The sequence below is a fragment of the Syntrophobacterales bacterium genome (genome assembly GCA_019429105.1).
Classification (GTDB): Bacteria; Desulfobacterota; Syntrophia; order Syntrophales; family UBA5619; genus DYTH01.
This window is the reverse complement of sequence record JAHYJE010000008.1, coordinates 39,239-62,202: the sequence shown is the minus strand read 5'-3', so window position 1 is coordinate 62,202 and position 22,964 is coordinate 39,239. Positions and strand designations below refer to the sequence as shown.

Annotated in this window: 25 protein-coding genes; 17 read left to right on the top strand and 8 right to left on the bottom strand. The window is 53.1% G+C overall.

Annotation, left to right across the window (positions count from 1 at the left end):
• Window positions 1-7: 7 nt before the first annotated feature.
• The 4 genes from K0B01_04320 to K0B01_04305 form a co-directional block, all read right to left on the bottom strand.
• Window positions 8-949 carry a fructose-1,6-bisphosphatase gene (locus K0B01_04320; GenBank protein MBW6485360.1) on the bottom strand — a complete coding sequence of 314 codons (942 nt, stop codon included), beginning with the start codon at window positions 947-949 and terminating at the stop codon, window positions 8-10.
• Window positions 950-1,260: 311 nt separating this feature from the next.
• Window positions 1,261-1,950: a leucyl/phenylalanyl-tRNA--protein transferase gene (gene aat / locus K0B01_04315; protein MBW6485359.1), complete on the bottom strand. Its 690-nt coding sequence runs from the start codon at window positions 1,948-1,950 to the stop codon at window positions 1,261-1,263.
• Entirely contained in the window at window positions 1,925-4,213 is a 2,289-nt protein-coding gene (clpA, locus tag K0B01_04310; GenBank protein MBW6485358.1) for an ATP-dependent Clp protease ATP-binding subunit ClpA, read from the bottom strand. Before clpA ends, aat begins: the two co-directional genes overlap by 26 nt.
• 119 nt (window positions 4,214-4,332) lie before the next feature.
• Window positions 4,333-4,575, bottom strand: a complete 243-nt coding sequence (locus tag K0B01_04305; protein MBW6485357.1) for an ATP-dependent Clp protease adaptor ClpS — start codon at window positions 4,573-4,575, stop codon at window positions 4,333-4,335.
• 121 nt (window positions 4,576-4,696) lie between these two features.
• On the opposite strand from K0B01_04305, the gene K0B01_04300 reads away from it, so the two are divergent.
• The 3 genes from K0B01_04300 (at window position 4,697) to K0B01_04290 (ending at window position 6,714) form a co-directional block, all read left to right on the top strand.
• Complete coding sequence (locus K0B01_04300; GenBank protein ID MBW6485356.1) at window positions 4,697-5,059, top strand: type II toxin-antitoxin system RelB/DinJ family antitoxin; 363 nt, start codon at window positions 4,697-4,699, stop codon at window positions 5,057-5,059.
• A gap of 2 nt (window positions 5,060-5,061) precedes the next feature.
• Complete coding sequence (locus K0B01_04295; GenBank protein ID MBW6485355.1) at window positions 5,062-5,331, top strand: type II toxin-antitoxin system YafQ family toxin; 270 nt, start codon at window positions 5,062-5,064, stop codon at window positions 5,329-5,331.
• 144 nt (window positions 5,332-5,475) lie between these two features.
• Window positions 5,476-6,714 (top strand): ATP-binding protein, encoded by a 1,239-nt coding sequence (locus K0B01_04290; GenBank protein ID MBW6485354.1) that lies wholly within the window; start codon window positions 5,476-5,478, stop codon window positions 6,712-6,714.
• Window positions 6,715-6,983: 269 nt separating this feature from the next.
• On the opposite strand, the gene K0B01_04285 is transcribed toward K0B01_04290, so the two are convergent.
• Both K0B01_04285 and K0B01_04280 read right to left on the bottom strand, forming a co-directional pair.
• A complete protein-coding gene (locus tag K0B01_04285) occupies window positions 6,984-7,277 on the bottom strand; it encodes a PIN domain-containing protein (GenBank protein MBW6485353.1) in 294 nt (97 codons plus the stop codon).
• Window positions 7,274-7,498, bottom strand: a complete 225-nt coding sequence (locus K0B01_04280) for a hypothetical protein (GenBank protein MBW6485352.1) — start codon at window positions 7,496-7,498, stop codon at window positions 7,274-7,276. The genes K0B01_04285 and K0B01_04280 overlap by 4 nt, the downstream gene beginning before the upstream one ends.
• 292 nt (window positions 7,499-7,790) lie before the next feature.
• Here K0B01_04280 and K0B01_04275 point away from each other — a divergent pair, with 292 nt between their 5' ends.
• From K0B01_04275 to K0B01_04230, 10 genes are all read left to right on the top strand, one after another.
• Window positions 7,791-8,063, top strand: a complete 273-nt coding sequence (locus tag K0B01_04275) for a hypothetical protein (GenBank protein ID MBW6485351.1) — start codon at window positions 7,791-7,793, stop codon at window positions 8,061-8,063.
• A gap of 5 nt (window positions 8,064-8,068) precedes the next feature.
• Window positions 8,069-8,413, top strand: coding sequence for a type II toxin-antitoxin system PemK/MazF family toxin (locus K0B01_04270; protein MBW6485350.1), 345 nt, complete (start codon window positions 8,069-8,071; stop codon window positions 8,411-8,413).
• A 54-nt stretch (window positions 8,414-8,467) separates the two neighbouring features.
• Window positions 8,468-8,566: a BrnA antitoxin family protein gene (locus K0B01_04265; protein ID MBW6485349.1), complete on the top strand. Its 99-nt coding sequence runs from the start codon at window positions 8,468-8,470 to the stop codon at window positions 8,564-8,566.
• 85 nt (window positions 8,567-8,651) lie between these two features.
• Entirely contained in the window at window positions 8,652-9,356 is a 705-nt protein-coding gene (locus tag K0B01_04260; GenBank protein MBW6485348.1) for a SurA N-terminal domain-containing protein, read from the top strand.
• Between the two features lie 45 nt (window positions 9,357-9,401).
• Window positions 9,402-9,917, top strand: coding sequence for a hypothetical protein (locus tag K0B01_04255; GenBank protein ID MBW6485347.1), 516 nt, complete (start codon window positions 9,402-9,404; stop codon window positions 9,915-9,917).
• Between the two features lie 417 nt (window positions 9,918-10,334).
• The gene (locus tag K0B01_04250; protein ID MBW6485346.1) at window positions 10,335-12,860 is read left to right on the top strand and encodes a hypothetical protein; all 2,526 of its coding nucleotides are present in this window, start codon (window positions 10,335-10,337) and stop codon (window positions 12,858-12,860) included.
• Window positions 12,861-13,233: 373 nt separating this feature from the next.
• The gene (locus K0B01_04245; GenBank protein ID MBW6485345.1) at window positions 13,234-14,535 is read left to right on the top strand and encodes a hypothetical protein; all 1,302 of its coding nucleotides are present in this window, start codon (window positions 13,234-13,236) and stop codon (window positions 14,533-14,535) included.
• Window positions 14,532-14,969 (top strand): hypothetical protein, encoded by a 438-nt coding sequence (locus K0B01_04240; GenBank protein MBW6485344.1) that lies wholly within the window; start codon window positions 14,532-14,534, stop codon window positions 14,967-14,969. Before K0B01_04245 ends, K0B01_04240 begins: the two co-directional genes overlap by 4 nt.
• A complete protein-coding gene (locus tag K0B01_04235; GenBank protein MBW6485343.1) occupies window positions 14,957-15,694 on the top strand; it encodes a hypothetical protein in 738 nt (245 codons plus the stop codon). The genes K0B01_04240 and K0B01_04235 overlap by 13 nt, the downstream gene beginning before the upstream one ends.
• Before the next feature lie 77 nt (window positions 15,695-15,771).
• Window positions 15,772-16,170, top strand: a complete 399-nt coding sequence (locus tag K0B01_04230) for a hypothetical protein (protein ID MBW6485342.1) — start codon at window positions 15,772-15,774, stop codon at window positions 16,168-16,170.
• A 97-nt stretch (window positions 16,171-16,267) separates the two neighbouring features.
• Here the strand turns inward: K0B01_04230 and K0B01_04225 are convergent, their stop codons facing one another.
• Window positions 16,268-16,669, bottom strand: a complete 402-nt coding sequence (locus K0B01_04225; protein ID MBW6485341.1) for an Hsp20/alpha crystallin family protein — start codon at window positions 16,667-16,669, stop codon at window positions 16,268-16,270.
• Window positions 16,670-16,680: 11 nt separating this feature from the next.
• Window positions 16,681-17,124, bottom strand: a complete 444-nt coding sequence (locus K0B01_04220; protein MBW6485340.1) for an Hsp20/alpha crystallin family protein — start codon at window positions 17,122-17,124, stop codon at window positions 16,681-16,683.
• Between the two features lie 493 nt (window positions 17,125-17,617).
• Here K0B01_04220 and mce point away from each other — a divergent pair, with 493 nt between their 5' ends.
• The 4 genes from mce to K0B01_04200 all read left to right on the top strand — a co-directional run bounded on the left by mce (window position 17,618) and on the right by K0B01_04200 (window position 22,826).
• The gene (mce, locus tag K0B01_04215) at window positions 17,618-18,022 is read left to right on the top strand and encodes a methylmalonyl-CoA epimerase (GenBank protein ID MBW6485339.1); all 405 of its coding nucleotides are present in this window, start codon (window positions 17,618-17,620) and stop codon (window positions 18,020-18,022) included.
• Between the two features lie 211 nt (window positions 18,023-18,233).
• A complete protein-coding gene (locus tag K0B01_04210) occupies window positions 18,234-19,787 on the top strand; it encodes a methylmalonyl-CoA carboxyltransferase (GenBank protein ID MBW6485338.1) in 1,554 nt (517 codons plus the stop codon).
• Between the two features lie 187 nt (window positions 19,788-19,974).
• Window positions 19,975-22,179 (top strand): PAS domain S-box protein, encoded by a 2,205-nt coding sequence (locus tag K0B01_04205; GenBank protein MBW6485337.1) that lies wholly within the window; start codon window positions 19,975-19,977, stop codon window positions 22,177-22,179.
• Complete coding sequence (locus K0B01_04200) at window positions 22,176-22,826, top strand: response regulator transcription factor (GenBank protein ID MBW6485336.1); 651 nt, start codon at window positions 22,176-22,178, stop codon at window positions 22,824-22,826. Before K0B01_04205 ends, K0B01_04200 begins: the two co-directional genes overlap by 4 nt.
• The last annotated feature ends 138 nt before the right edge of the window (window positions 22,827-22,964 follow it).

Genomic DNA, 22,964 nt, shown 5'->3' with positions numbered 1-22,964 from the left:
CCTTCAATTATGCAGTCAGGAATTCCTTCGCCTTGGCAACCTCAAAGCGGCTGCCGATGTAAACTGGGCAGCGCTGATCGAGGTCATCGATCTTCAAAGAGAGGATATCCTCATGGCCATTGGTGGCTCTTCCGCCGGCCTGTTCAACAATGAAGGCCAGCGGCTGGAGTTCAAAGAGCATCCGCAGCTTGCCGCGGGGGCTTTTTTTCAGAGCCGGGTAGGTGAACACCCCTCCCTTTTTTATCAGTATCTGATTGATGTCAGGGACAAATCCACCACTGTAGCGCAGTTTGTACCCTTCGGCCTCCAGATATTCCAGATATTTGAGATGACCCTCTTCACAATCCCGCCTGATCCCGCCGGGGCTGTAGATGGAGCCCTTTTCCTTCATCCGGATGTTTGCCTGGGAAAGTACGTACTCGCCTTCCCGGTTGAGGACAAACTCGTGGGTTCCCATGCCGGCTGAATATACCATCGTAATCAGCGGTCCGTAGGTTATGTACAGCGCCGCCACCATCGTATCCTTGCCGCAGGCGAACATCGATTCCCTGTGAATGCCGATAATGGTGCCGATCGCGAGGTTGGTATCGACCAAGGAAGAACCGTCCAGCGGATCGGCCGTAACAAAATACTGCTCTGTTCCCTTGCCGCCGATTTCAATCACGCGTTCCTGTTCCTCGGAGGCGTACTCCCTGACGAAGCCTGAGTACTGGAGCTGGGTCTTGAGAATTTCATCCGCGCTCCGGTCCAGCGAAAGCTGCTCCTCTCCATAGAGGTTCTGGAATCCGGCCAGTTTTCTGTTGGACTCATGGATTTTTGCGGAGATGTACTTTCCGGTGACGGCAATCTGCCAGATAAGCCGGCGCAGTTCCGTTTCCACTCCTTCCAGCCACATGTGACGCCGCAAATCGACAATAAACCTGGTGTAATCGCATATTCCCTCGCCCATTTAGTCCCTCCCCGCCTAAGAAGTGCAACAGCCCCGGACGCCGCTTACGCGTCAGGTACGCTGACGTGTTTCTTTGTTGTTCTGTGGCCGATATAAAACCAATATGGCAACTACTTTAAGTTTGTTTAGACTGTATGTCCCGCCTAAACCCTGAACACCTGCAACCTATTCACTCAGGCAGTTACGCCATATACATTAATAAGTCAAGTTCCGGAAAAAACGCCCGCAACGTTGCCCTCTTCTGCAGAGGATGCCGTGCTTTATGAACATTAAGCTGCGCTTTATGAACATTAAGCTTCGCTTTGTGGACATTAAGCTTCGCTTTCCCCCCAGTTTTTTTGCAAGGTCTCATGTCGCAGGGAAGCCTGCAGCAGACGGCAGAATTCTGCACGGGAAACAAAACGGGCCCCCATACTTCCCAGATGTCCGGTTTCCACCTGACAATCGATGAGGTCAAAGCCCCGCGCGCGCAGAAAAGAAACAAGGGCGATCAAGGCTGCCTTGGAGGCATTCGGGATTGCCGAAAACATCGATTCGCCGAAAAACGTGCGGCCCAGCGAGACGCCGTAGAGCCCTCCGACCAGTTTTTCGCCGTCCCAGGCCTCGACGGAGTGGGCAAACCCAAGTTTATGAAGATTGTTGTAGGAGGCGACCATTTCCGGGGTGATCCAGGTTCCGTCCTGCCCGGGACGCGGACGGCTGCCGCAGGCGGAGATCACCGCAGGAAACGCCTTGTCGAAGGTTGTCTCAACTATTTTCTTTTTGAGAAACTGCCGCATGCTCCGGGAGACGCGCAGTTCTTCCGGGAAAAGGACAAACCGGGGATCCGGCGACCACCAGAGAAGCGGCTCGCCTTCGCTGTACCAGGGGAAAATGCCGGCGCTATAAGCGGCAAGCAGCCTTTCCGGCGACAGATCGCCGCCTACGGCCAGGAGCCCCTCCGGTTCAGCGAGTTCCACCGGAGGGAAGAGAGGTTCAGCGGTCAGGAGATATACCGGCATGGGTTACCCTGATTACGACATCGTCCTTTTCAATCGTCGCCACGGCTTCGCCGCCCTCGCGCAGGCTGCCGAAGAGCACTTCTTCTACAAAGAACCCCTTGATCTTTTCCTGGACAAGGCGGGCGATTTCCCTCGCCCCGAACTCCGCGGAATAACCCCGACGGGCAAGCCAGGCGCAGCATTCGTCGTTAACCGTGAACAGCACCTTTTTCGCGACAAGCTGCCCCGAAAATTCGGCGATGGCCTTTTTGACGATTCGCAGGACAATTTCATCATTCAGGGCATTGAAGTTGACAACGGCATCCAGGCGGTTGCGGAATTCCGGCGAAAAGGTGCGCTCAAGGGCCTTGTAAACGGCATTGCGCTGGATCGGCTGTCCCTCGAACCCGATCGTCTGCCGGCCGATCTCCCGCGCGCCGGCGTTTGAAGTCATAAGCAGAACGACATTCCGGAAATCGGCCTTTTTCCCGTTGTTGTCGGTTAAGGTCGCGTAATCCATGATCGAAAGCAGCGAGTTGAAGACGTCCTCATGCGCCTTCTCGATCTCGTCGAGCAGCAAAACGGCGTGCGGGTTCTTGCGAATGGATTCGGTAAGGAGACCGCCCTCTTCATAGCCGACATATCCGGGAGGGGCGCCGACGAATTTCGCGACGGCGTGTTTTTCCTGATACTCGCCCATGTCGAAACGCAAGAGCGGCAAACCGAGGATTGCGGCAAGCTGGCGGGCCAGTTCGGTCTTGCCTACCCCCGTCGGTCCCACAAAGAGCAGCGAGGCAACCGGCTTCTCCGGTTCGCGAAAACCCGCCCGCGCCCGCTTGATGGCATCCACAACCCTTGCAACCGCCTCATCCTGTCCGAAAACCCGGGCCTTCAGCTCGCCTTCGAGATCGCGGAGTTTTTCCACCTCGGTAGAAGACACCGTCCGCTCGGGAATTCGGGCGATGCGGGCGACAACCTTTTCAATCTCCTCGACGCCGATTGCCGCGGCTTCAGCCGCCGTTTCGGCCTCCTGAAAATTCATCGAGATCAAGGCGCCTGCCTCGTCGATCACATCGATCGCCTTGTCCGGCAGACGGCGATCGCTGATATACCGGCCGGAAAGCTCGGCGGCCATCCGGAGGGCATCCTCCGTGTAAGCGACCTGATGGTATGTCTCATACCGCTGCCGGATTCCCTCGAGAATCCGCACCGTCTCCTCGACCGATGGTTCCGGAACCTCAACCTTCTGGAAGCGCCGGGAAAGGGCGCCGTCCTTTTCGAAATACTTCCGGTATTCGTCGTAGGTGGTCGAACCGATGCAGCGCAGCTTTCCCGAAACAAGGGCCGGCTTCAGGATGTTGGAGGCATCCAGCGAACCGCTGGAAACCGCCCCGGCGCCGATAATATTATGGATTTCATCGATAAAGAGGACAGCGTTCTCCTTTTTCTGCAGCTCGGCGAGGATGCGTTTCAGGCGCTCTTCGAAATCACCGCGAAAACGGGTGCCCGCCAGGACCGATCCCATATCAAGCGAATATATTTCCACATTTTTAAGTTTTTGGGGAACCATCCCGCTGGCGACAAGCTGGGCCAGCCCCTCGGTGATCGCCGTTTTGCCGACGCCCGGCTCACCTACGTGCACCGGATTGTTCTTGAAGCGCCGGCAGAGCACCTGGATTGTCCGCTGCAAAACCTCTTCCCGGCCGATCAGCGGATCCATCTCGCCGGCCTTTGCCTTGGCCACTAGTTCCGTCGTGAAAGAGCGGAGGAACTTGTTCTGCTTTTCCCTGTCCTCCTGGGCATTTCCCCCTGGCTGAGCTCCAGCGCCCCCTCTCCGCGTTTCCTCCGCCCCCGCAGGCGAGGCAATGCCGTGGGAGATATATTCAAGGATGGATAGACGGCTTATCCCCTCCCGCTGCAGAAAGTAGGAGGCGTGGGATTCCCTTTCCTCAAGGATGGAAACCAGCACGTCGCCCAGATCCAGCATCTCTTTCTGCGCGGATGTGGTATGCCAGGCGGCCCGCTCCAGGACGTTCTGAAACCCGACGGACTGGGCCGCCCGGTTCATCGCCCCCGCTACGGAGGCGGTCTCTTCAAGGTGCTTTTCGATCAGCTTGCGCAGGCGGGATGGATCCCCGCCGCAGCCGGCGATGATCTCTTTTCCCTCGTCAAAAAAAAGAGAGGCGTAGAGAAGGTGCTCCGGCGTTATGAAATCATGCCTCCTGACATTCGCCTCGGCATAGGCGGCCATTATTATCCGGTTGAGGCTTTCACTTATTTTCATCTGAGAATGCTCCTTGCACCTAAAAATGCATGCATAATTTGTTGATTTATGATGGTTTCCCTTTCAGACAACCGCCCCGGACGCGGCAGAGCGCGTCTTGCCAATTTCCATGAAAACGCTCAGACCTCATCAAGGGAACACTTCAGCGGAAACTCCCGCTTTATGGCCAACTTATGAACCATTGCCACCCGCGTTCTGGCTATATCGTAGGTATAAACGCCGCAGACGCCCATCCCTTTCTGATGCACGTCGAGCATGATCCGGGTCGCCTCGGCCGCCGGCTTATGGAAAACGGCAATGAGAATCTCCACCACAAAATCCATCGTCGTATAATCATCGTTGTGGAGGATCACCCGGTACATTTTGGGTTCCTGCACCTCCTGCCCGGTTTCCACATCTTCCTCGGGCCGACCAAAAGTCTCTTCCGGCATCATCTTCCCCTCAGCTTTTAAATCGTTGGTAGTATATTCAGTATAGGCGGTTGTGTCAATTGAAGTTGAAGAAGTTGAAGAAATATTTGACGGTGTACCCCGTATGTGCTACATTTCTGCCGCAGGGGGAAATAAAAACATGCATAAAACAACGGCTAATATAAAAAGCGCCATGGTTCGCGCCCGTATTGAACCGGCATTAAAGACAAGCGCGGAGAAATATTTTGAACTTTTAGGCCTGTCAACCACGCAAGCAATTACGCTGTTCTTCAAGCAAGTAGAACTTCATCGCGGCTTGCCTTTTGAAATAAACATTCCCAATGCCGAAACTATGTCAGCCATGAAGGAAGTTGAAGCTGGCGGCGGAAAAAATTTCGAAGACACAGAAGAACTATTCACGCATCTCGGTATTTGATGATGAAGCAAATTCATGGCAGTACCGCTTTTGAGAAAGACGTCAAACGCCAGCTTGGAAGAGGCAAGGACATGGAAAAACTTAAATCCGTAATACGTTCTCTATGGCGCAAAGAAAAATTGGATTCAATATATCGGGACCATAAATTGGCAGGAAATTATTATGGTTGCAGAGATTGCCATATTGAATCAGATTGGCTGCTAATTTACAAATATGATGAAAACACTTTATTCCTGATAAGAACCGGGACACATTCAGATTTATTTAAGTAACGTGTTGCGAGGATATATGCCAGGATTTCTCAAACGAGCGCTGCGGCAATCTGAACGGCATCCACTGATTTAAGATCGGGATATTTTTCCGCAACCACGAAAATATATCTTGATTTTCTTTCGCATGTATGAAATTTTATCGCCATGGAACGTTTGGTGGCGAGATACCTGTTCGATCCCGAAATGACGGCGGGCAAGATGATCTTCCTGACCGGCCCCCGGCAGGTAGGCAAGACGACCTTTGCCCGAAACTGGCTCAGCTCCGCCGGATGCAGCGATATGTACTTCAACTGGGACGATCCTGCCATCATTGCCCAATACCGTAGAAATCCGCTCTTTTTCAAAAACATCGTCGAGGAACGATACAAAGGCGAACCCGTTCCGATTGTGTTCGACGAAATCCACAAGCAGAAAAACTGGCGGGATATCCTCAAGGGATTTTACGATTCCAACAGGGAAAAGATCCGGCTTCTGGTTACCGGAAGTTCGCGTCTGGGAATGTATCGAAAGTCGGGAGATTCGCTGGTAGGCCGATACTTTTCGTACCGGATGTTCCCTTTGGGGCTGGCCGAGGCAACGGCAGATTTTTCCTTCGTTCTGGCCGACGATCTGCTCCTTGAAAATGGCGACTCTCTACTGCGGGAGGTCAGAAAGGTCGATACAGACAAGCACAGGGAGGCCCTGGGCGGATTGCTCCGTTTGGGCGGTTTTCCGGAACCTTTCCTGAAGGCGTCGCCGAAGTTTCACCGCCGCTGGCAGACCGATTACAAGACTCTTCTGACAAAAGAGGATGTCCGCGACCTGGCCCGCATCGCCGATATCCGGGGGCTCGAACATCTGGTCGAGCTCCTCCCCTCAAAGATCGGGGCGCCCCTGAGCGTCAATTCCCTGCGGGAGGATTTGAATTGCCACCACAGCACGGTTCTCAACTGGATCGAGATTCTAAAGGAAGTATATCTGGCATTCACGATCAGGCCCTGGCACAGGCAGATCCAGCGTTCGCTGAAGAAGGAGCCCAAACTTTACTTATACGACTGGTCAATGCTGCCGGAGGAGGGGCCCCGTTTTGAGAACTTCCTGGCGGTCAGTCTCATGAGAATGGCGGCACGCTTCACGGAAACGGGCCTCGGAATTTTCGAGGTCATGTACATCCGCGACACAGCCAAACGGGAAGTCGATTTCGTCCTGGTTAAGGACAACCGGCCCCTGGCCCTTTTTGAGGCAAAGGAAAGCGGGCGCGAGATAACCCCGGCTATCCGGCATTTTGGTCGGCTGCTGAACCTCCCCTGCTACCAGATCGTCCGCGATCTGGACAGGGCAGAAGCATTCCCTGACAACTGTTTTCTGATTCCCGCCGCAGAGTTTTTGATGCTGACCGGATAATGCCGGTAACAACCCATCGTCATTGAAATTGAATAAATATTTGACGGCGTGCCCTACCATAAGGGGACAGATTTATTGCGAGTGTCCAGAAGACCGAGAAAAGCGGATGGAAAAGGATATTCTGCCTACCAAGCGCGCCGCCAAGGGAACGCAGGAAAAAGGGATGGGAGGTCTGGATCGGTGAGCTTAACAAAAAGGCGAAGGTGGAGATTATGACGAAATTACCTCCCTTGCGCGTCCGCCTTTCGTTTGGGGGGTACCAGGATTTCTCAGAAGAGATAATCGTTCAAAACAAGAATCTTGATTTCCTTGATTCCTGAAAGCTTCTTGTCGTTGGTTAAAAAGGCGTCCACTCCGGCGTCGAGCGCCGCAGCGATCTGAACGGCGTCAACGGTTTTAAGCTGCGGATATTTGCCCCGAAGAATGCCTGCGGTTTCGCCAATGGCTTCCGTAATCGGGAGCAGGATCAGGTTCTGTCCGTTTTTGAGATACGTCTTGAATTTTTCCGCCAGTTCGTCATTACCCGTCTCCACCGGTTTCGGCAAGACTTCGGAAAGGGTCATATCCGTTCTTCTCTCGCCCGATTCACATAATCCTGGGCATCATTCCCGTTCCATAGGCCCTTTCCCGTACCGTACAGATCGTTCCAGTTCAGGGCTATTCCTGATTTTATCTGAGCGGTGCGGACCCGTCTGGCAACGCGTTCAAGCAAATGAATCTGCTCGGATACAGACAACTCCATAATTTTATTTTCTATCTTCTCTAAATTATTTGCGGTCCTCATAAAATACTCCTCTTTTCTTTGATCCCGACAGCGTGTTTCCACGGCGATAATATCGGACCAAGAGGATCTAAAGTCAAGTAATTTCATTGAATGCCTGCATCATCAGGGATGGACGGATGAGCAGACGCTGATGTCTTTGATATTGCTGAATTTTGCCGGAAGAGACTAATGCTCACACATTGACCGGCGGCCTATGCCTGCGGGCGAGGATGGAGAAAATCAATTGACTTTCTCCATCGGTTTTTGCTACAAGATCTCGCACATCTTTTATACACAAAAGTGAGGCGTAAAAATGCTATCAACGGCACAGCAGGAAAAAACGCGAATCAATATTCAACTCCCGACGGAGATCAAGGTCAGGCTTTTCCAAGCCTCTGCCCGTGAGGGGAAAAATGTTTCCTCCCTCGTGCGGGAGTCCATCGAGGAAAAATTAATGCAGATCGAAAGGCAGAACCTCAATCAGCAAATGAAAACCGCCTATCAGGAGCTAGCCGAGGAAAACATCCGCATCTGTGAGGATTTCAAGTTCTCTGATGCCGAGAATCTCCCCGAGGCTGCCCCATGACTTCCGTGCAGGTCAAAAGAGGAGATGTCTATTACGCAGCGCTCGATCCAGTGGTGGGAAGCGAAACAGGGAAAACCCGCCCGGTGTTGATGGTTCAGAACGATGTCGGCAATCAGTACTCACCCACGACCATCGTTGCCGTCATCACCGAATATTCCGAAAAAAAAGCCACTTACCCCATCTGTGTAGTTATCGGCACTGATTCCGGCCTGAAAAAGAATTCCATCGTCAATCTCTCGCAGATCCACACCCTCGATAAAAGCAGGTTGACCGGAGCCAGGCTCGCGACTCTCCCCGACGAGCTCATGGAAAAGGTGGACATGGCGCTGAAAAACAGCCTGTCACTATAATAAGGAGCCTGTCCCTTTTTTCTCTTCGTCACCGTTCGCTACAGCCGTGATGTCTTGGAGTATTTCCGCACTACCGGCCCCGGCTGGCAGGCGCGCATTGATGCCACGCTGAAAGAGTGGGTTGCCCAACGCCGCCAAAGCAGCGACCGGTAGCTTTGATTTTCTTTCCTTTACTTTGTCGGTCTCTTATGGCATAGGCCGCCCGAGGTTTTGATCAAAATACCGGGAGGTTAAGAAAATGGAAAATCAGCAATGTCCCCACTGCGGAGGCGCCCTGGCAAACGGATTGGCGATCTGCGGCGCATGCGGGAAGGAAGTGAACGAAAACGAAGTGAAAGATTCAATAACGGCGACCTCCCGGGAGCAGAAGGAACCGGGCAGGAAAAAGCTCTATGCGATCATAGCCATAGTGCTGGTGGTTTTGTCAGGCGCGGCCCTGCTGATTTTTACCGGCCTGCTGCCGAACCCGCTGAAAGGCGGCTGGAACACGGCCGCCATCGTCAATGGGGAAAAGATCACCATCGCGGAGGTGGATAAGAAATTAGACCTCTATAAAAAGACGACCGGTATAAACGGCCAGTCTGATTCCACCCCCGCGGGCAAAGCGGCCGCGGCGGATTTGAGAAGGCAGATTCTGAATAAAATAATCCATGATAAAATACTGGTGACCGAGGCGGCCAAGGAAAAAATCACCGTGTCCCCTCAGGAAATCGCCGACAAAATCAGCGCCGTCAAGAAAAACCTCAAACTTTCCGACAAGGATTTCGAGGCCTTTTTGAAAAGTCACGGTATGACGCCGCCCGCTTTCGAGAAGCGGATGGAAAAGGATATTCTGCTTGCCAAGCTCGTCGCCAAGGGAACGCAGGAAAAGGGAATGACCCGGGCAGCCTGGGTCGACGAGCTCAACAAAAGGGCAAAGGTCGAGATCGTTACGAAACAATAATTTCAGCAGAAAAGTAAACTTATGTTCAACCAGTCAATCGCAATAATGAAAAAATTTTTTACTCTGGTTTGTTTTGGATTGCTGGCGGCCATTTTTGCAATAGCCCCCGGCTGGGGAGCGGAGAAAGCCGCGGTTCCGGGCACAATTACCATGGACTTCAGTAATGAACCGCTGCGCAGCGTACTGGGGAAAATCGCCAAAACAACCAGATGGAAGATCAAGGCCCCCGACAAATGGCTGGACAAACCAGTCACGCAAGCCCTGCACAAGGCTACGATGGACGAGGGGTTAAGATCCATCTTGAATAGCATCGGCATTGAAAATAAGTTGCTGATGTATGATGAAAAAATGAAGGTGGTTACCGTTTTTGACACAGCCCTCTCCTCCCAGAAATCAGGCGCCCGCCTTCCGGCTCAAGCATCATCCGCGGGACAACCACCAACTGTTTCCAGCACCGGGGCATCAACTCCCAAACTGCAAAGCTCGGAAAATGAATCTGTGCCCATACCTTTGCGAGGATTAAGGAGATTTGGGAACCAGCGCCGTCCCGATAATGATTAATAATGTAGCAATTGCTTGCTTCCGGCGTTAATGAGCCTTTTATTCTATTTTTTAACCCTGAGTTTGGTACTTTTCAGAACACCTCAACAAATTTACAGCGCCTAATATGCCATTCTTACCAATTATGACTTGATTTTCAGGTTTTAATGGTTTTGGGGCGGAAGAATGCCGTCCTGACCGCCAGCAGAAGAATAAACAGGTGGTAATATCACCGGGGGTATCTGGTTATTTCACCACCTATCGGACAACGGGAATTTTATTAAATCAACATATATCTAATATTACGAGTTAATTTGTTATTGCAGAGGTGGCATGTTCATTGCTTTACAGGATACAGCTCTAATTGGCGAAGAGCAAAGATGAAGGGCAATAAATCAGCTTCTTCTTAAACAATTTAAATCGAAAAGGAGGATTTTTATGAAAAAGAGCTTTCCGTTATTTGTTTTATTTATCGTTTTAAGCGTCTTTGCCCTGTCTGGCTGCAGCGGCAGCGATGGCAGTGCGGGTGCCGCCGGGCCTGCCGGGCCTGCCGGTCCCGCTGGCCCTGCGGCTCCAGTTGACGCCGCATCGTTAGCCGCATCCGCCAGCCAATATGCAACCGCGCAAGCTGCCGGCTTCACCGGCACTCAAGCGCAGTTACTGTCGTTATCTTACGCAAGTGCAGCAGCCCTGAGTTATAGCGGGACTGAAGCCCAATGGTCGGCACTGCAGACTTCCGCCAATGCCGCAGTGTCCGTTGCAGCTTCGGTCAGCCCTGAATCATGCGCTGTTTGCCATAAAACCGCCGGCACTGACCATCAGGCGTACTATGATCAGCTAAACAAGATTGATGCGGCGGGCATCCAGGTGTCAAACATAACCTACGCCTACGCCGCAGGCACAACCACAGTCACTTTCAAAATGACCAAATTGGGGTCAGACTTTTCGTGTAAAGATGCAGACAACCTGAATATTTACTGGTCAGATTATGACGGTGCGACTTTCCCGGCCAATCCTGTTACGGCGGCAGCAGGAGGACGTACAACTATGAAAGGTACGCTCACCGATGATGGCGCCGGTACTTGCACGAGCACTTACAACGCCATCGACCTGGGCAATTTAGCGGCTAGCAATGGCACGATCACTGTGTATGGCTACGACGAGTTGCTTGGCACTGTTCCGGGTGGACGCGTCAAACAGGTGAAATACCCCTACGCGGCGGTACTGAAAATAGGCACTGTCGGTTACACATCTGCCGCCAATGTCGCCGGCTGTGAAAAATGCCATACCATACCCTACGGCAAGCATGGCAATATCCAGGGCGCCACGAAAGCAATCGGGATAACCTCAGCCACGGAATTTTATACCTGTAAGCCCTGCCATAAGGACGATGGCACGGGCGGCCATTTCGAATGGCCCCTGGCCGTGAACGATCCTACCTTGGCCGCTTCATACAACGCGGGGACAGCCTTGACGGCCGCCCAGAAAACCGAGTACGGCTATAAAACGACGCTCATGAATGACGTGCACATGCCTCATGCCATGGAATTCCTCTATCCGCAGTCCATGTCGAACTGCACCGTCTGCCACGAAGGTAAAACCGCCACCATTACGGCGGATGCCCAGTTCAAGATTGAAACATGCAAGAGCTGCCACCCGTTCAAGGGCGATTCCAAACTTTCGTTGCCAACACTGGCAGGTCATAATATCACCTCAACTACGGCAGTGTGCAATACGTGCCACAGCGCTACCGGCATTGCTAAGACATTCAGCTCCATTCACTCCGGCTACGACAAGAAGATCTATGCCGGTGTCACTGCCGGGGTAGCCAAAAAGTGGAAGGACATCTTCACGGTAACCGTCGACAGCGCCACGCTGAGCGGCACGGATCTGACGATCAAATTCAGCGCAGCCAAAAGTGATCCCGGGAGCCTCACCACCCTGGCCGTAACGGACATTGTGCCCAAGGTCATCGTGGGGTTGTATGGCTACAACACCAAAGATTTCATCGTTGATGCCCACGGCAGAACCATCGATACCGCCAGAAATCTGGAATTTGACTGGGGTACGACAAATGCTCGTTTCACGCCAATCTCCGCGGCTGCCGGCAAATGGGAAGTCAAGGCAAGTTTGGCTAATTGGTCCAGCCTGATCACCGACGGCACAGTAAAGCGGATGGAAATTGCAGTCCTTCCGAAGCTGACAAAAGTTGTCGGCAATGTTGATGATAGCACCAACCTCGAAGCGACGTCACCGGTAACAGCGGATTATAACGTTCCCGTGGCAACCGCCTCGAAGACCTTCAATATTGCTACAAATGCGTTTATCGCTTCCGCCAGCCCCATCGTCAATGTGGCAACAGGCTGTGAAAACTGCCACGGAGCGCTGGGAATCACCTTCCATTCAGCCCAGTACGGGAATGCAGGCGTCGTGGGTTGCCGGTTGTGTCATACCACGCGCCCCGGCGGTTCCCATTTGGAAATGCAGGGAAGATCCATCGATTCCTACGTACACGCGATCCATTCGAACCAGCCGTTCGATATTCATAATATCGACTTCGCGGATCCGTTCACACTGATGGAATACAAACTGGAAACCGGCGACCTGGGAGCCAAAACGTTCTTTTCCTATCCCACGTTCACGACGAAGAACTGCAAATCCTGCCACGCTGCGGGCACGTTTGATGTGCCGGATCAAGCCAAATCACTGGGCGGCACACTTTCGGCCTCAAGAGACACCCTTAAAGGCCGAACCAGAAGCATCACCGGCGTACCGAGCTATGTAACCGGTCCTGCGGCCCGGGCCTGCGGTTCTTGCCACAGAACCAATATGATCAACAGAGATGACCTAGGCGGTCTGGTATCTTTCAGCCAGCACACCAAGGACAATGGTTATCGTACGGTCGCAACCGACAGCACGGTATTTGACACGGTAATTACCAAAATTATGTCAGCCTTCAAATAGCAGGGTCAGGAGGTGGGCTTCGGCCCACCTCTATTCCCAATGAAGGCGGCTCAACAAAGGCAATACAATAAAAAAGGTGGGTTGCGACCCGCCTTTTTTATGTTTTGGCGTTCAAAGAACTTGCTTTATTTATTTTCATTATCTATAGTCCGCAAACGCCACGCAAAGAACTGCGGAGGAACATAGTCAAAAGCTGGCAACAACAGAATATCGCTTGCTTGGTAATTAATGCATTTAGCAAACTCGCGATCGTTGTCTGCGTTTTTACAGCAGAAGATAATTGCGCAAGGGCATTTAGACCGTATAGCGGGATTGAGAAATAAACAGACTGCCGGCGTCCCGGTCGGCTAATTCTAATCAAGGAGGCTATGTCTTGATGATCCCTGATGAAAAGAAAAGATGTACAATCATTTTTGCCTTGTGCATCGGCGTTTCCTTATTGCTCTTTCTTCTCCTGCCGAATGTCGGGCAAGCCGTTTCCGTAAGCGGGGAATCCCAGACAATTTTGCGCATGGAACGGGCCGCGGACGACCGCAAGCTCTTGCCTATCTACGAGTATTTGAGCCTTGGAATTGAAAACGATTTGAAAGAAGGCGCCCTGTCCGGCGATTTCGGAGGTTGGGGACGTCTGGACACCCGTGATAGAAGACCCGGAGGCCGCGCAGAGGGAGCTTTTCAGTATGGCAATGTAAGTTACCAGGGCAATAATAACAACCTCCAGTTTACCGCCGGCAGGCAGTTTGTCGCGGAAGGCGTGGCTGCTGAAAGACTCGACGGTCTTTATCTGCACAGTGATTTTGCCGGCGGATTCGGCGCCGCCGCCTATGTAGGGGCGCCTGTTGTCACCGAACCTAATTTCAAGGGCGGCGATGTGACTTACGGCGGTCGTTTTTCCCACAGCGTTCCCAAGTACTATTCGCTCGGATTAAGCATCCTGCAAACGAATTACGACGGCAACCGGATCAGGGAGGAAGCCGGCCTTGACCTTTGGCTTCATCCGCTTCCGAAACTTGACTTAGCCGGCCGCTCTTCCTACAATTCTGTTACCTCCGGCTGGATGGAGCATGCCTATGCGCTTACCTTCAATCCCTTGGGTAATCTGAGAATTAGCGCCGACCTGGCAGGTATAAATTACCGGGACTATTTCCAGCAGATGACGACAAGCGTCTTCAGCCTGACAACAGGTATCATTGACCCCGATGAGCGACAGTTTTCCCTGGGAGGCGGCATTGAGGTGAGCCCCATAGAGGGTTTGGCGCTGGTTGTGGACTACAGAAACTACGATTATAAAATTGCCGGGGAGGCAAAATACTTCGGCGGCAAAGCAACCTTTACAGCTTCCGAGTCATTTATGGTCGGCTTTTCCCTCCATCGTATGGCCGGGGAAACTGCCAGGCTGACCTATGATGAGTATCGCCTGTTTGCCTCAAAAACATTAGGGAAAGCATCTCTAATGGCCGACTTTTTCGATGTTAAGTACGACAGCGCCATCAGCGGCATTAAAAACACCTATTGTGCCTCGGTGGGGGTGGGGTATGGAATTTCCGAGCAATTGCAATTGGCCGTCGCTGTTGACTATTCAAAAAGCATTGATTTCGATCATAATTTAATGGGGCTGATAAAGCTCACCTATTCTTTCGACAAGACGTTCGGTGCAGGAGGGGGGGGCAAGTGAAGAAAAAACTGTTTGCGTATGCAGGAATAATTATAATGGGATTGGTTGTTTATGCCTGTGCCAACGGCGCCAGTCTCGCCAGGAAGCACCCGCAGGAAGTCAAGGGGCTTGTCAACTGCGGCGAGTGCCACGAGAATCAGTTTGGCGCCTTGAATCACAAGGCCGATGATTTTTTCCGCAAGCACAAGTACTACGCCGGGGGACAGAGGGCTGTATGTTCCTCTTGCCACCGTGAATCCTTCTGTGCAGATTGTCATGCCTACAAGGAGGAGCTCAAACCAAGCGATAAATACAAGACTTCTCCTGAACGTAACCTGCCCCACCGCGGCGATTACCTGAGTCGCCACCGCATCGAAGGCAGGATCAACCCGGCTTCCTGCGCGAAATGCCACGGAAGACAAAACAATGAGAGGTGCAAGACATGTCACAGATAACAAAAACCTCTTTGACCTTTGCCTTGCTGCTGTTTATTTCCGTCTTCGCGCTGGCGGGATGCGGGAGCTCCAGTTCCCAGTCCAGTTTTGATTCTTCTACGGGGCATCCTACCGGCTGGCTGCCCACCGGCCATAAGACGGCGGCCAAGGCTAACATGGAAACATGCGCCGAGTGTCATGGCGCGGATTACCAGGGCGGTATTGCCCAGACATCCTGCACCACCTGCCACATCGGCAACCATGCTTCTTACCATCCCACCCAGTGGGGAGCCTATGCCTATGCCCTCCACGGCAGCTACGCCAAGGCAAACGGCACGGCCGGCTGCGCGACCGCCAGTTGCCACGGCACAAACCTGGCAGGGGTTTTCCAAAGCGGCCCCTCCTGCAGCGCCTGTCATCTCGGCGGGCCGAATGCCTACCATCCACCTGAGTGGACGACCTTGCCCGGCACCTCGCACGGGAACTACGCCAAGACGAACGGCACTGCCGGCTGCGCGACTGCCAGTTGCCACGGCGCAAATCTGGACGGGGTTTTTCAAAGCGGTCGTTCCTGCAGCGACTGTCATCTCGGCGGGCCGACATCCAAACATCCGCTCGAATGGTCGGACAATTCCAGCCTGCATGAAGGATACGTTGCAGCCAACGGCATTTCATCTTGCAGTGTCTTAGCGTGTCATGGCTCACAGATAATCGCCGGCAGTTCCGGTTGCAGCGCCTGCCACTGATTGATTTTATGAGGGTATAATCGCCGACGGCCAGCATGAAGCGTTTATAAATTATACAGCGTACCAAAGGAGAAATGATGAAAAGACAGTTGTTGACAGCAGCGGCAGTATTGGCAATCGCCGCAGCGGGATGCAAAGACAAGCCTCAGGAAGAAGCGCCTGCGACTGCCGTCCCGCAGGCCGCGGCGCCTGCACCGGCGCAAAATACCGCTGCCGCTGCGCCTCAGTCCCAACCGGCGGCGTCAGACCATAAAGGCAAGGTTGTAGCCACCCTGAACGGGGGCGCTTACACCTTTATGCAGGTGGTGGAAAATGGCAAAAAAATCTGGGTGGGCGCCAAGCAGGCCAAGATCAATGTCGGCGACGAAATCGAATATTCCGAGGCGCCGTTCGTAGAACAATTCAAGAGCAAAGCCTTGAATCGCACCTTTGACAAGGTATATTTCGTCACAAAATTCAGGGTGAATGGCAAGTGATATCTTCTTTGCCGGCTGCACCTGCGGGGAATGTCAGCATCTGGAACGTACACAAAAAAGCCGGGTGGTTTTCCCTCCGGCTTTTTTGCGCGCCCGGCTATTCAGCCCGGACGGTTATCTTCTTGACGGCGGCCTCCGGCGCCTTGTGCAGAACGAGTTTTAGAACCCCGTTTTTTACCAGCGCCTCCACCTTTTCACGGTCAATATCGTCGGAGATTGTAAAGGAGCGATCATAATCGCCGACCTCGTACTCGGCGTAGGCAATGCTCATTCCCTTGAATTCAGGAAGGTTGACAACGCCTGAAATATTGAGAACGTTCTTGTCGATCGTCACGTCCACCGAACCTTCATCGACCCCGGGCATATCCGCATACAGGATAACGGACTCTTTCGTATCGATTATATCAACCTTCGGGACATAAACCCGCCGGTTATGGGTGCGCTCCACCCCGGCCGCCTCCTGAACAGGTTTCTTCTCATATTCAACAATATTCTTCATAATTTCACCCCCTATTGGTTCTTGACCAAAATTTTTCTCGGCTTTTCCGCCTCGGAACGGGGCAGGGTTATCCCGATTATCCCCTTTTCGTACTTCGCCTCAACCTTGTCCGCATCGACATGAAACGGGAGCTGCAAACTGCGGCTGAAGCCGCCGACTCCCCGTTCCTGACGGTGGTAGCTTTCCCCCTCCATAAGCGGCGTCGCCTCGCGCGAGCCGCTTATGGTCAGCGTATCGCCAACCACCGAGACCTCAACAGCGCTCGGATCGATACCGGGCAACTCCGCCGTCACAACCGCATCCGCCTCGCCAATCCAGGCGTTTACCGCAGGGAATTCCCGGGAAACCGGCTGCGCAAAGTCAGAAAAAATCCGATCCATCTCCTGCCGCAGACGCCGCACGTCCCGGGAGGGATCCACAAAACCTCCAAATCTCCATAAGCCTGTTTCAAACATATCGTCACCTCCATAAGAGTTTTTTATTACTACCCGGCAATAAATTCCGGGCAGACGACCATGGCACTGAGCTAACATCATGTTATTATTTGCGTTAGCTCTTTCTGGCGTAATATAAGCATCACTAAAAACTTGTCAAGGGTTCCGGGGTTTCACAAACCAAAAATCTGCCTTTTGAGCCAATTGCAAAACTCTCACATTCTGTCATTCCCGCAATGATTTTAAGCGGGAAAACGAAGTTTAATGTTCATAATCTGGTTCTAACTGCTTGAAAAACCGTATTCCCGATAGAAGCATTGTGTACATTAAGCTCCGCTTTCGGGAATGACAAATAGTTTTGCAATTGGCTCTTTTGTTATAAAATAATATTTGTGTTTTCGGCACCTTAAACAAAGAAAAGGCCGACTATCCCCGCTTGACATAAAATGCGCCTTCTGGTATCCCTCGCCGGCCATCAAAAAATTGCATTTCCGGAAAAAAACAGGGGGGAATTATGAAAGCCGTCAAGATAGACCACATTGGCATTGCGGTAAAAAGCATCGATGCGTCCTTGAAATTCTATTCAGAGCTGCTCGGGCTCAAGCTGGAAGGCGAAGAAACGGTTGCCGAACAAAAGGTGAAGACCGCGTTTCTTCCCCTTGGCGCTGTCGAGATCGAACTGCTGGAGTCCACCGCCCCGGACGGTCCCATTGCCAAATTCATTGAGGCCAAAGGTGAAGGAATCCAACATATCGCCTTCGCGGTGGACAATCTGGAAGAGGCGCTGCGCGAGCTGGAGGCAAAAAATTTCCGGCTGATCGACCATAAGCCGCGGATGGGGGCCGGGGGAAAAAAGATCGCGTTTCTTCACCCGAAGGACAGCGGCGGGGTTCTGGTGGAGCTCTGCGAAAAGGTGTGATATTGAGGTAATTGCAAAACCATTTGTCATTCCCGAAAGCGCAGCTTAATGTCCATAATGTCTCTATCGGGAATATGGTTTTTCAAGCAGTTAGAACCAGATTATGAACATTAAACTTCGTTTTCCCGCTCAGAATCGTTGCGGGAATGACAGAATGGGGAGTTTTGCAATTGCCTCTATTGAGTTCACATTAAAATCAGGAGAGAAAAAAATGAGCGAAAAGCCGTTGAAACTTAGGGATCTGGAGGCCAGAAAAGCCAAGGCCGAGGCCATGGGCGGAGAAAATGGGATCAAAAAACAGCACGAGTCGGGGAAGCTGACCGCCCGCGAACGACTCGACCTGCTTTTTGATCCCGGAACGTTCCAGGAGCTGGATCTGTTTGTCCGCCATCGCGGCGGCAGTTTCGGCATGGCAAACGTCGAAATACCAGCCGAAGGGGTGATCACCGGCTTCGGCAAGGTCGAAGGCCGCACCGTCTTTGCCTATTCGCAGGACTTCACCTCCCGGGCCGGCAGTCTGGGCGAAATGCATGCAAAAAAGATCTGCAAGGTCATGGACGCGGCGCTGAAAACCGGAGCGCCCCTGGTCGGCATCAACGACTCCGGCGGGGCACGCATTCAGGAGGGAGTGGATGCCCTCTCCGGGTACGGAAACATCTTTTTTCGCAATTCCAGCGCCTCCGGGGTAATCCCGCAGATCTCGGCGATCATGGGGCCGACGGCCGGCGGTGCGGTCTATTCGCCGGCTATGACCGACTGGATATTCATGACCAAAAAAACCTCCTATATGTTCATCACCGGCCCCGAGGTGATCAAGGAGGTAACCGGGGAAAAGATCGATTTTGAGAGCCTCGGCGGCGCGATGACCCATAACGCCAAAAGCGGGGTCGCCCACTTTGCCTGCGAGAGCGACGCGGAGGCGCTCCGGGAAATCCGAAAACTGCTGAGCTATCTTCCCTCCAACAATACCGAGACCGCGCCTTTTATCGAAACGCCGGATCCGTCGGACCGAATGGATGAGGCCCTCGATGGCATCGTCCCGGAGAACCCGCGCCGGATGTACGATATGAAGGGCGTAATCCGCGCGATCGTCGATAACGGCGAAATCATTGAGCCGCACCAGTACTACGCCCGCAACATCATCATCGCCTTCGCCCGGATGGGCGGGCGGGCGATCGGCATAATTGCCAATCAGCCGAAATACCTTGCCGGCTGTCTCGATGTGGACGCCTCCGACAAGGCAACCCGGTTCATCCGGTTTTGCGACGCCTTCAATATCCCGCTTCTGACGATCGCCGACGTCCCCGGCTACCTGCCGGGAAGCGACCAGGAGTGGAAGGGAATCATCCGCCACGGCGCGAAGCTTCTGTGGTGCTACTCCGAAGCCACCGTGCCGAAGATCACGCTGATCACCCGGAAGGATTACGGCGGCTCGTATCTGGCGATGTGCAGCAAGGACCTCGGCGCCGACTTCGTCATTGCCTGGCCGACGGCGGAGATCGCAGTCATGGGCGCGGAAGGGGCGGCGAACATCATTTTCCGCAAGGAGATCAATTCCGCCGAAGACCCGGCGGCGAAAAAGGCGGAAAAGATACAGGAGTACCGTGATCTCTTTTCCAACCCCTATATCGCGGCCGAACGGGGCTACGTCGATGCGATCATCGCCCCCCGCGAAACTCGCCCGACGCTTATCCGGGCGTTTGATATGCTGAGTTCCAAGAAGGAATTGCGACCATACAAAAAGCACGGCAACATTCCGGTTTAACAAAGAATAACCTTGACTATTCAGCGCTTTAAAAAGACTGTCATTCCCGAAATTAGTAATCGGGAATCCAGCTTTCATGTCTTGAAAAACCATGGATCCCCGATAGAAGCATTCGGGAATAACATCACTTGATGGGTACGCTGAATAGTTACAAATATCCTTCTTCGCAATTTCCAAGGAGGCAGGGATGATCTCAGGCTTACGGCGTAAGGCATTCGGCAAAATTTCCCGTCAGGCGGGGCTCAAAACCCGCCTGATCATCATGGTGCTGGCAATCGCCGTCCTGATTCTCGTCACCTCGGCGATTTTTATCAGCAGCCGCGCCCTGTCCATCATGGAGCAAAACGCCCAGACGCAATTGCTCAATGCCAATCGCCAGTTGGGCCTCTCGGTATCTTTATGGCTGGATACCCAGATAAAAACCTTCCAGTACTTCATCTCCCAAAATGACATGATCGGGATGAACCCGACCCGGCAAAAGCTGCTGCTGAAAAAGATGGCCGCCGCCTATCCTTATATGTATCTTTTGAGCACAACCGACCTGCGCGGCATGAATATCGCCCGCAGCGATGACAAGAGACCGATCGACTATCGCGACCGCTCCTGGTTCCAGCAGGCCAGGAAGGGGGCACCGGTGACCTTTGAAAGCGTAATCAGCCGAACCATCAACCGGCCCGGGCTGGTAGTGTCGATGCCGATCAAAAACGGTGCGGCAAGCATCGTCGGGGTCGGCATGTTTGCAATGGATCTGGACAATCTCAGCCGGCAGGTGCAGGTCCCCCGCCTCGGAAAAACGGGCTCGGCCTATCTGGTCGATAACCGGAATCTGGTGATCGCCCATCCCGATCCGGCCTTCTTCGACAGTTTCCGGGATCTGAGTTCGTCCTCGCCGATCACGGCGCTCAGACGCGGGGAGAAAGGGTTGATCACCTTCCGCGCAGAGGATGGCAAAGAATGGTTCGCCCAGATCGATCTGCTTAACAATGGCTGGGGAGTAGTTGTGCAGCAGCAAAAAGCGGAAGTGCTCTCCAACATAATTTTCTTCCGGAACATGACGTTGACAATCATCTGCGGGGCGCTTCTCATCCTCGTTGTCGCCTCCTGGTGGGCAATAAGGTGGGCGCTGCTCCCGATTGACGTCCTCACCGAGGCCGTTACGGATCTGACGTTCGGCAATTTCAGCGACAGCGATCTTGAGTCAGTACGCTTGCGACTCTCAGCAGTCAGGACCCGGGGCGACGAAATCGGCACGCTGGCAGACAGCTTTTCCCGTATGGCCAAGCAGTTGCGCGAAACATTGTCCAGCCTTCAGCACGAACTGCTGGAGCACAAACGGACGGACCGAGAGCTGGAAAAGGAACGGAACATCCTCTCCACGATCCTTGAAAACGACCCCAGCGGCATCGTCCTGATCGACCGGCAGGGCGCCTTCCAGTATTTGAATCCGGCGGTCACCGACATCATCGGTTATACCGCCGAGGATTTTGCCGTCGTCCGGGAGTGGCAGAAACAGGCATTTCCGGACAGTGATTACCTGAAAAAAGTAAGGGCTTTCTGGAGAGAAAAAAAGAACTCCCCTGGACGCAGAGGCGATGCGGAATTCACCGTCGCCTGCAAGGACGGACAGGCAAGGGAAATCGAATTTCGCACGATCTTCATCAAGGAAGGCGAGATAACGGTTCTCAATGACGTCACGGAACGCAAGCGGGCGGTAGAGAAGATACGGCAAAAAAACGCCCAGCTCCGCGAGCTAACCTGGGAGATGGCGGAACTTGAGGAAAATAACCGGAAAATCATCTCCCGCGAGCTGCATGACCGGATAGGGCAGAACCTGGCGATTCTGGGGATGAACATCAATATGCTCAAGACCCTGCTTCCGGAAAAATATTCGGAACAGCTTCATTCGCGAATAACCGACTCGCTGACAATCGTCAAACAGACCACGGACAGCATCCGCAATTTGATGGAGGAGCTGCGCTCGCCCGTCCTCGACGATTATGGACTGGAGGCCGCGATCCGCCTGTACGGCGAGCAATGCGCCTCCCGGGCCGACATCCGGGTGGTTGTCCAGATCAATGATGCGATCCCCCGCCTTTCCCAGCATATTGAAAATGCGATGTTCCGCATTGTTCAGGAGGCATTGACCAACGTAATCAAACATGCGCAGGCAACGGAAGCGGTCATAACCATCACCGTCGGGGAAAATCATTTGCACATTACCGTAGCCGACAACGGCGTCGGGTACAAACAACAGGAGCGTGAAAAACGCAGCGAACACTGGGGATGGGGGCTCAGCACGATGGTTGAGCGGGCAATCGCGGTGGGTGGGGCGGGAGACATAACTTCGGTTCAGGGCAAAGGGACCCGTGTATCGGTAGAGGTGCCGTTATGATCATCACGGTTTTTTTGGCGGACGATCACGCCATGTTCCGGGAAGGACTTCGCTTATTGCTGGATACCAACCCGAAAATCAGCGTCGTTGGCGAAGCGGGCGACGGACGGGAGACCGTCCGTCAGGTTGCGTCCCTGTGTCCGAACATAGTGCTTATGGACATCGCCATGCCGATTCTCAACGGCATCGAGGCAACGGCCCAGATCAAAGAGGCGTGTCCTGCAACCAACATTATCATGTTGTCGATGTATTCCACCGCGGAACATATTTTCCGAGCCTTCAAGGCCGGGGCGAAGGGTTATCTCCTGAAGGAATCGGCGGGCGCCGATGTGATCCAGGCGATTATCTCCGTTAATTCGGGAAAATCCTACCTTTGCCCGTCTCTGTCCGACACGATCATTACCGATTACCTCCGGTCGCGGGAAATTGCCGAAGCGAAGAGCCCCCTGGACAGATTGAGCCCCCGCGAACGGGCGATTCTCCAACTGCTGGTGGAAGGAAACCCTAACAACAAGATTGCGGAAATTCTTTTTTTGTCCCCGAAAACCGTGGAGACGTACCGCAGTCATCTGATGAAGAAGCTCGGGATAAAAGACCTGCCGGGCCTTGTCAAATTCGCCATCCAGCATGGGCTGACCTCCATCTAACGCAGAAAGCCCCTTCAAGACACTGCCGCCGCTTCGCCAAGCAACAATCATCAATGTGAGTTTCTCAAGGATGTAGCACAAAAATATCAAGCTTTCCTGATAGACGGATGGACTCTGACGTTTTATAAGGGCAGCGAA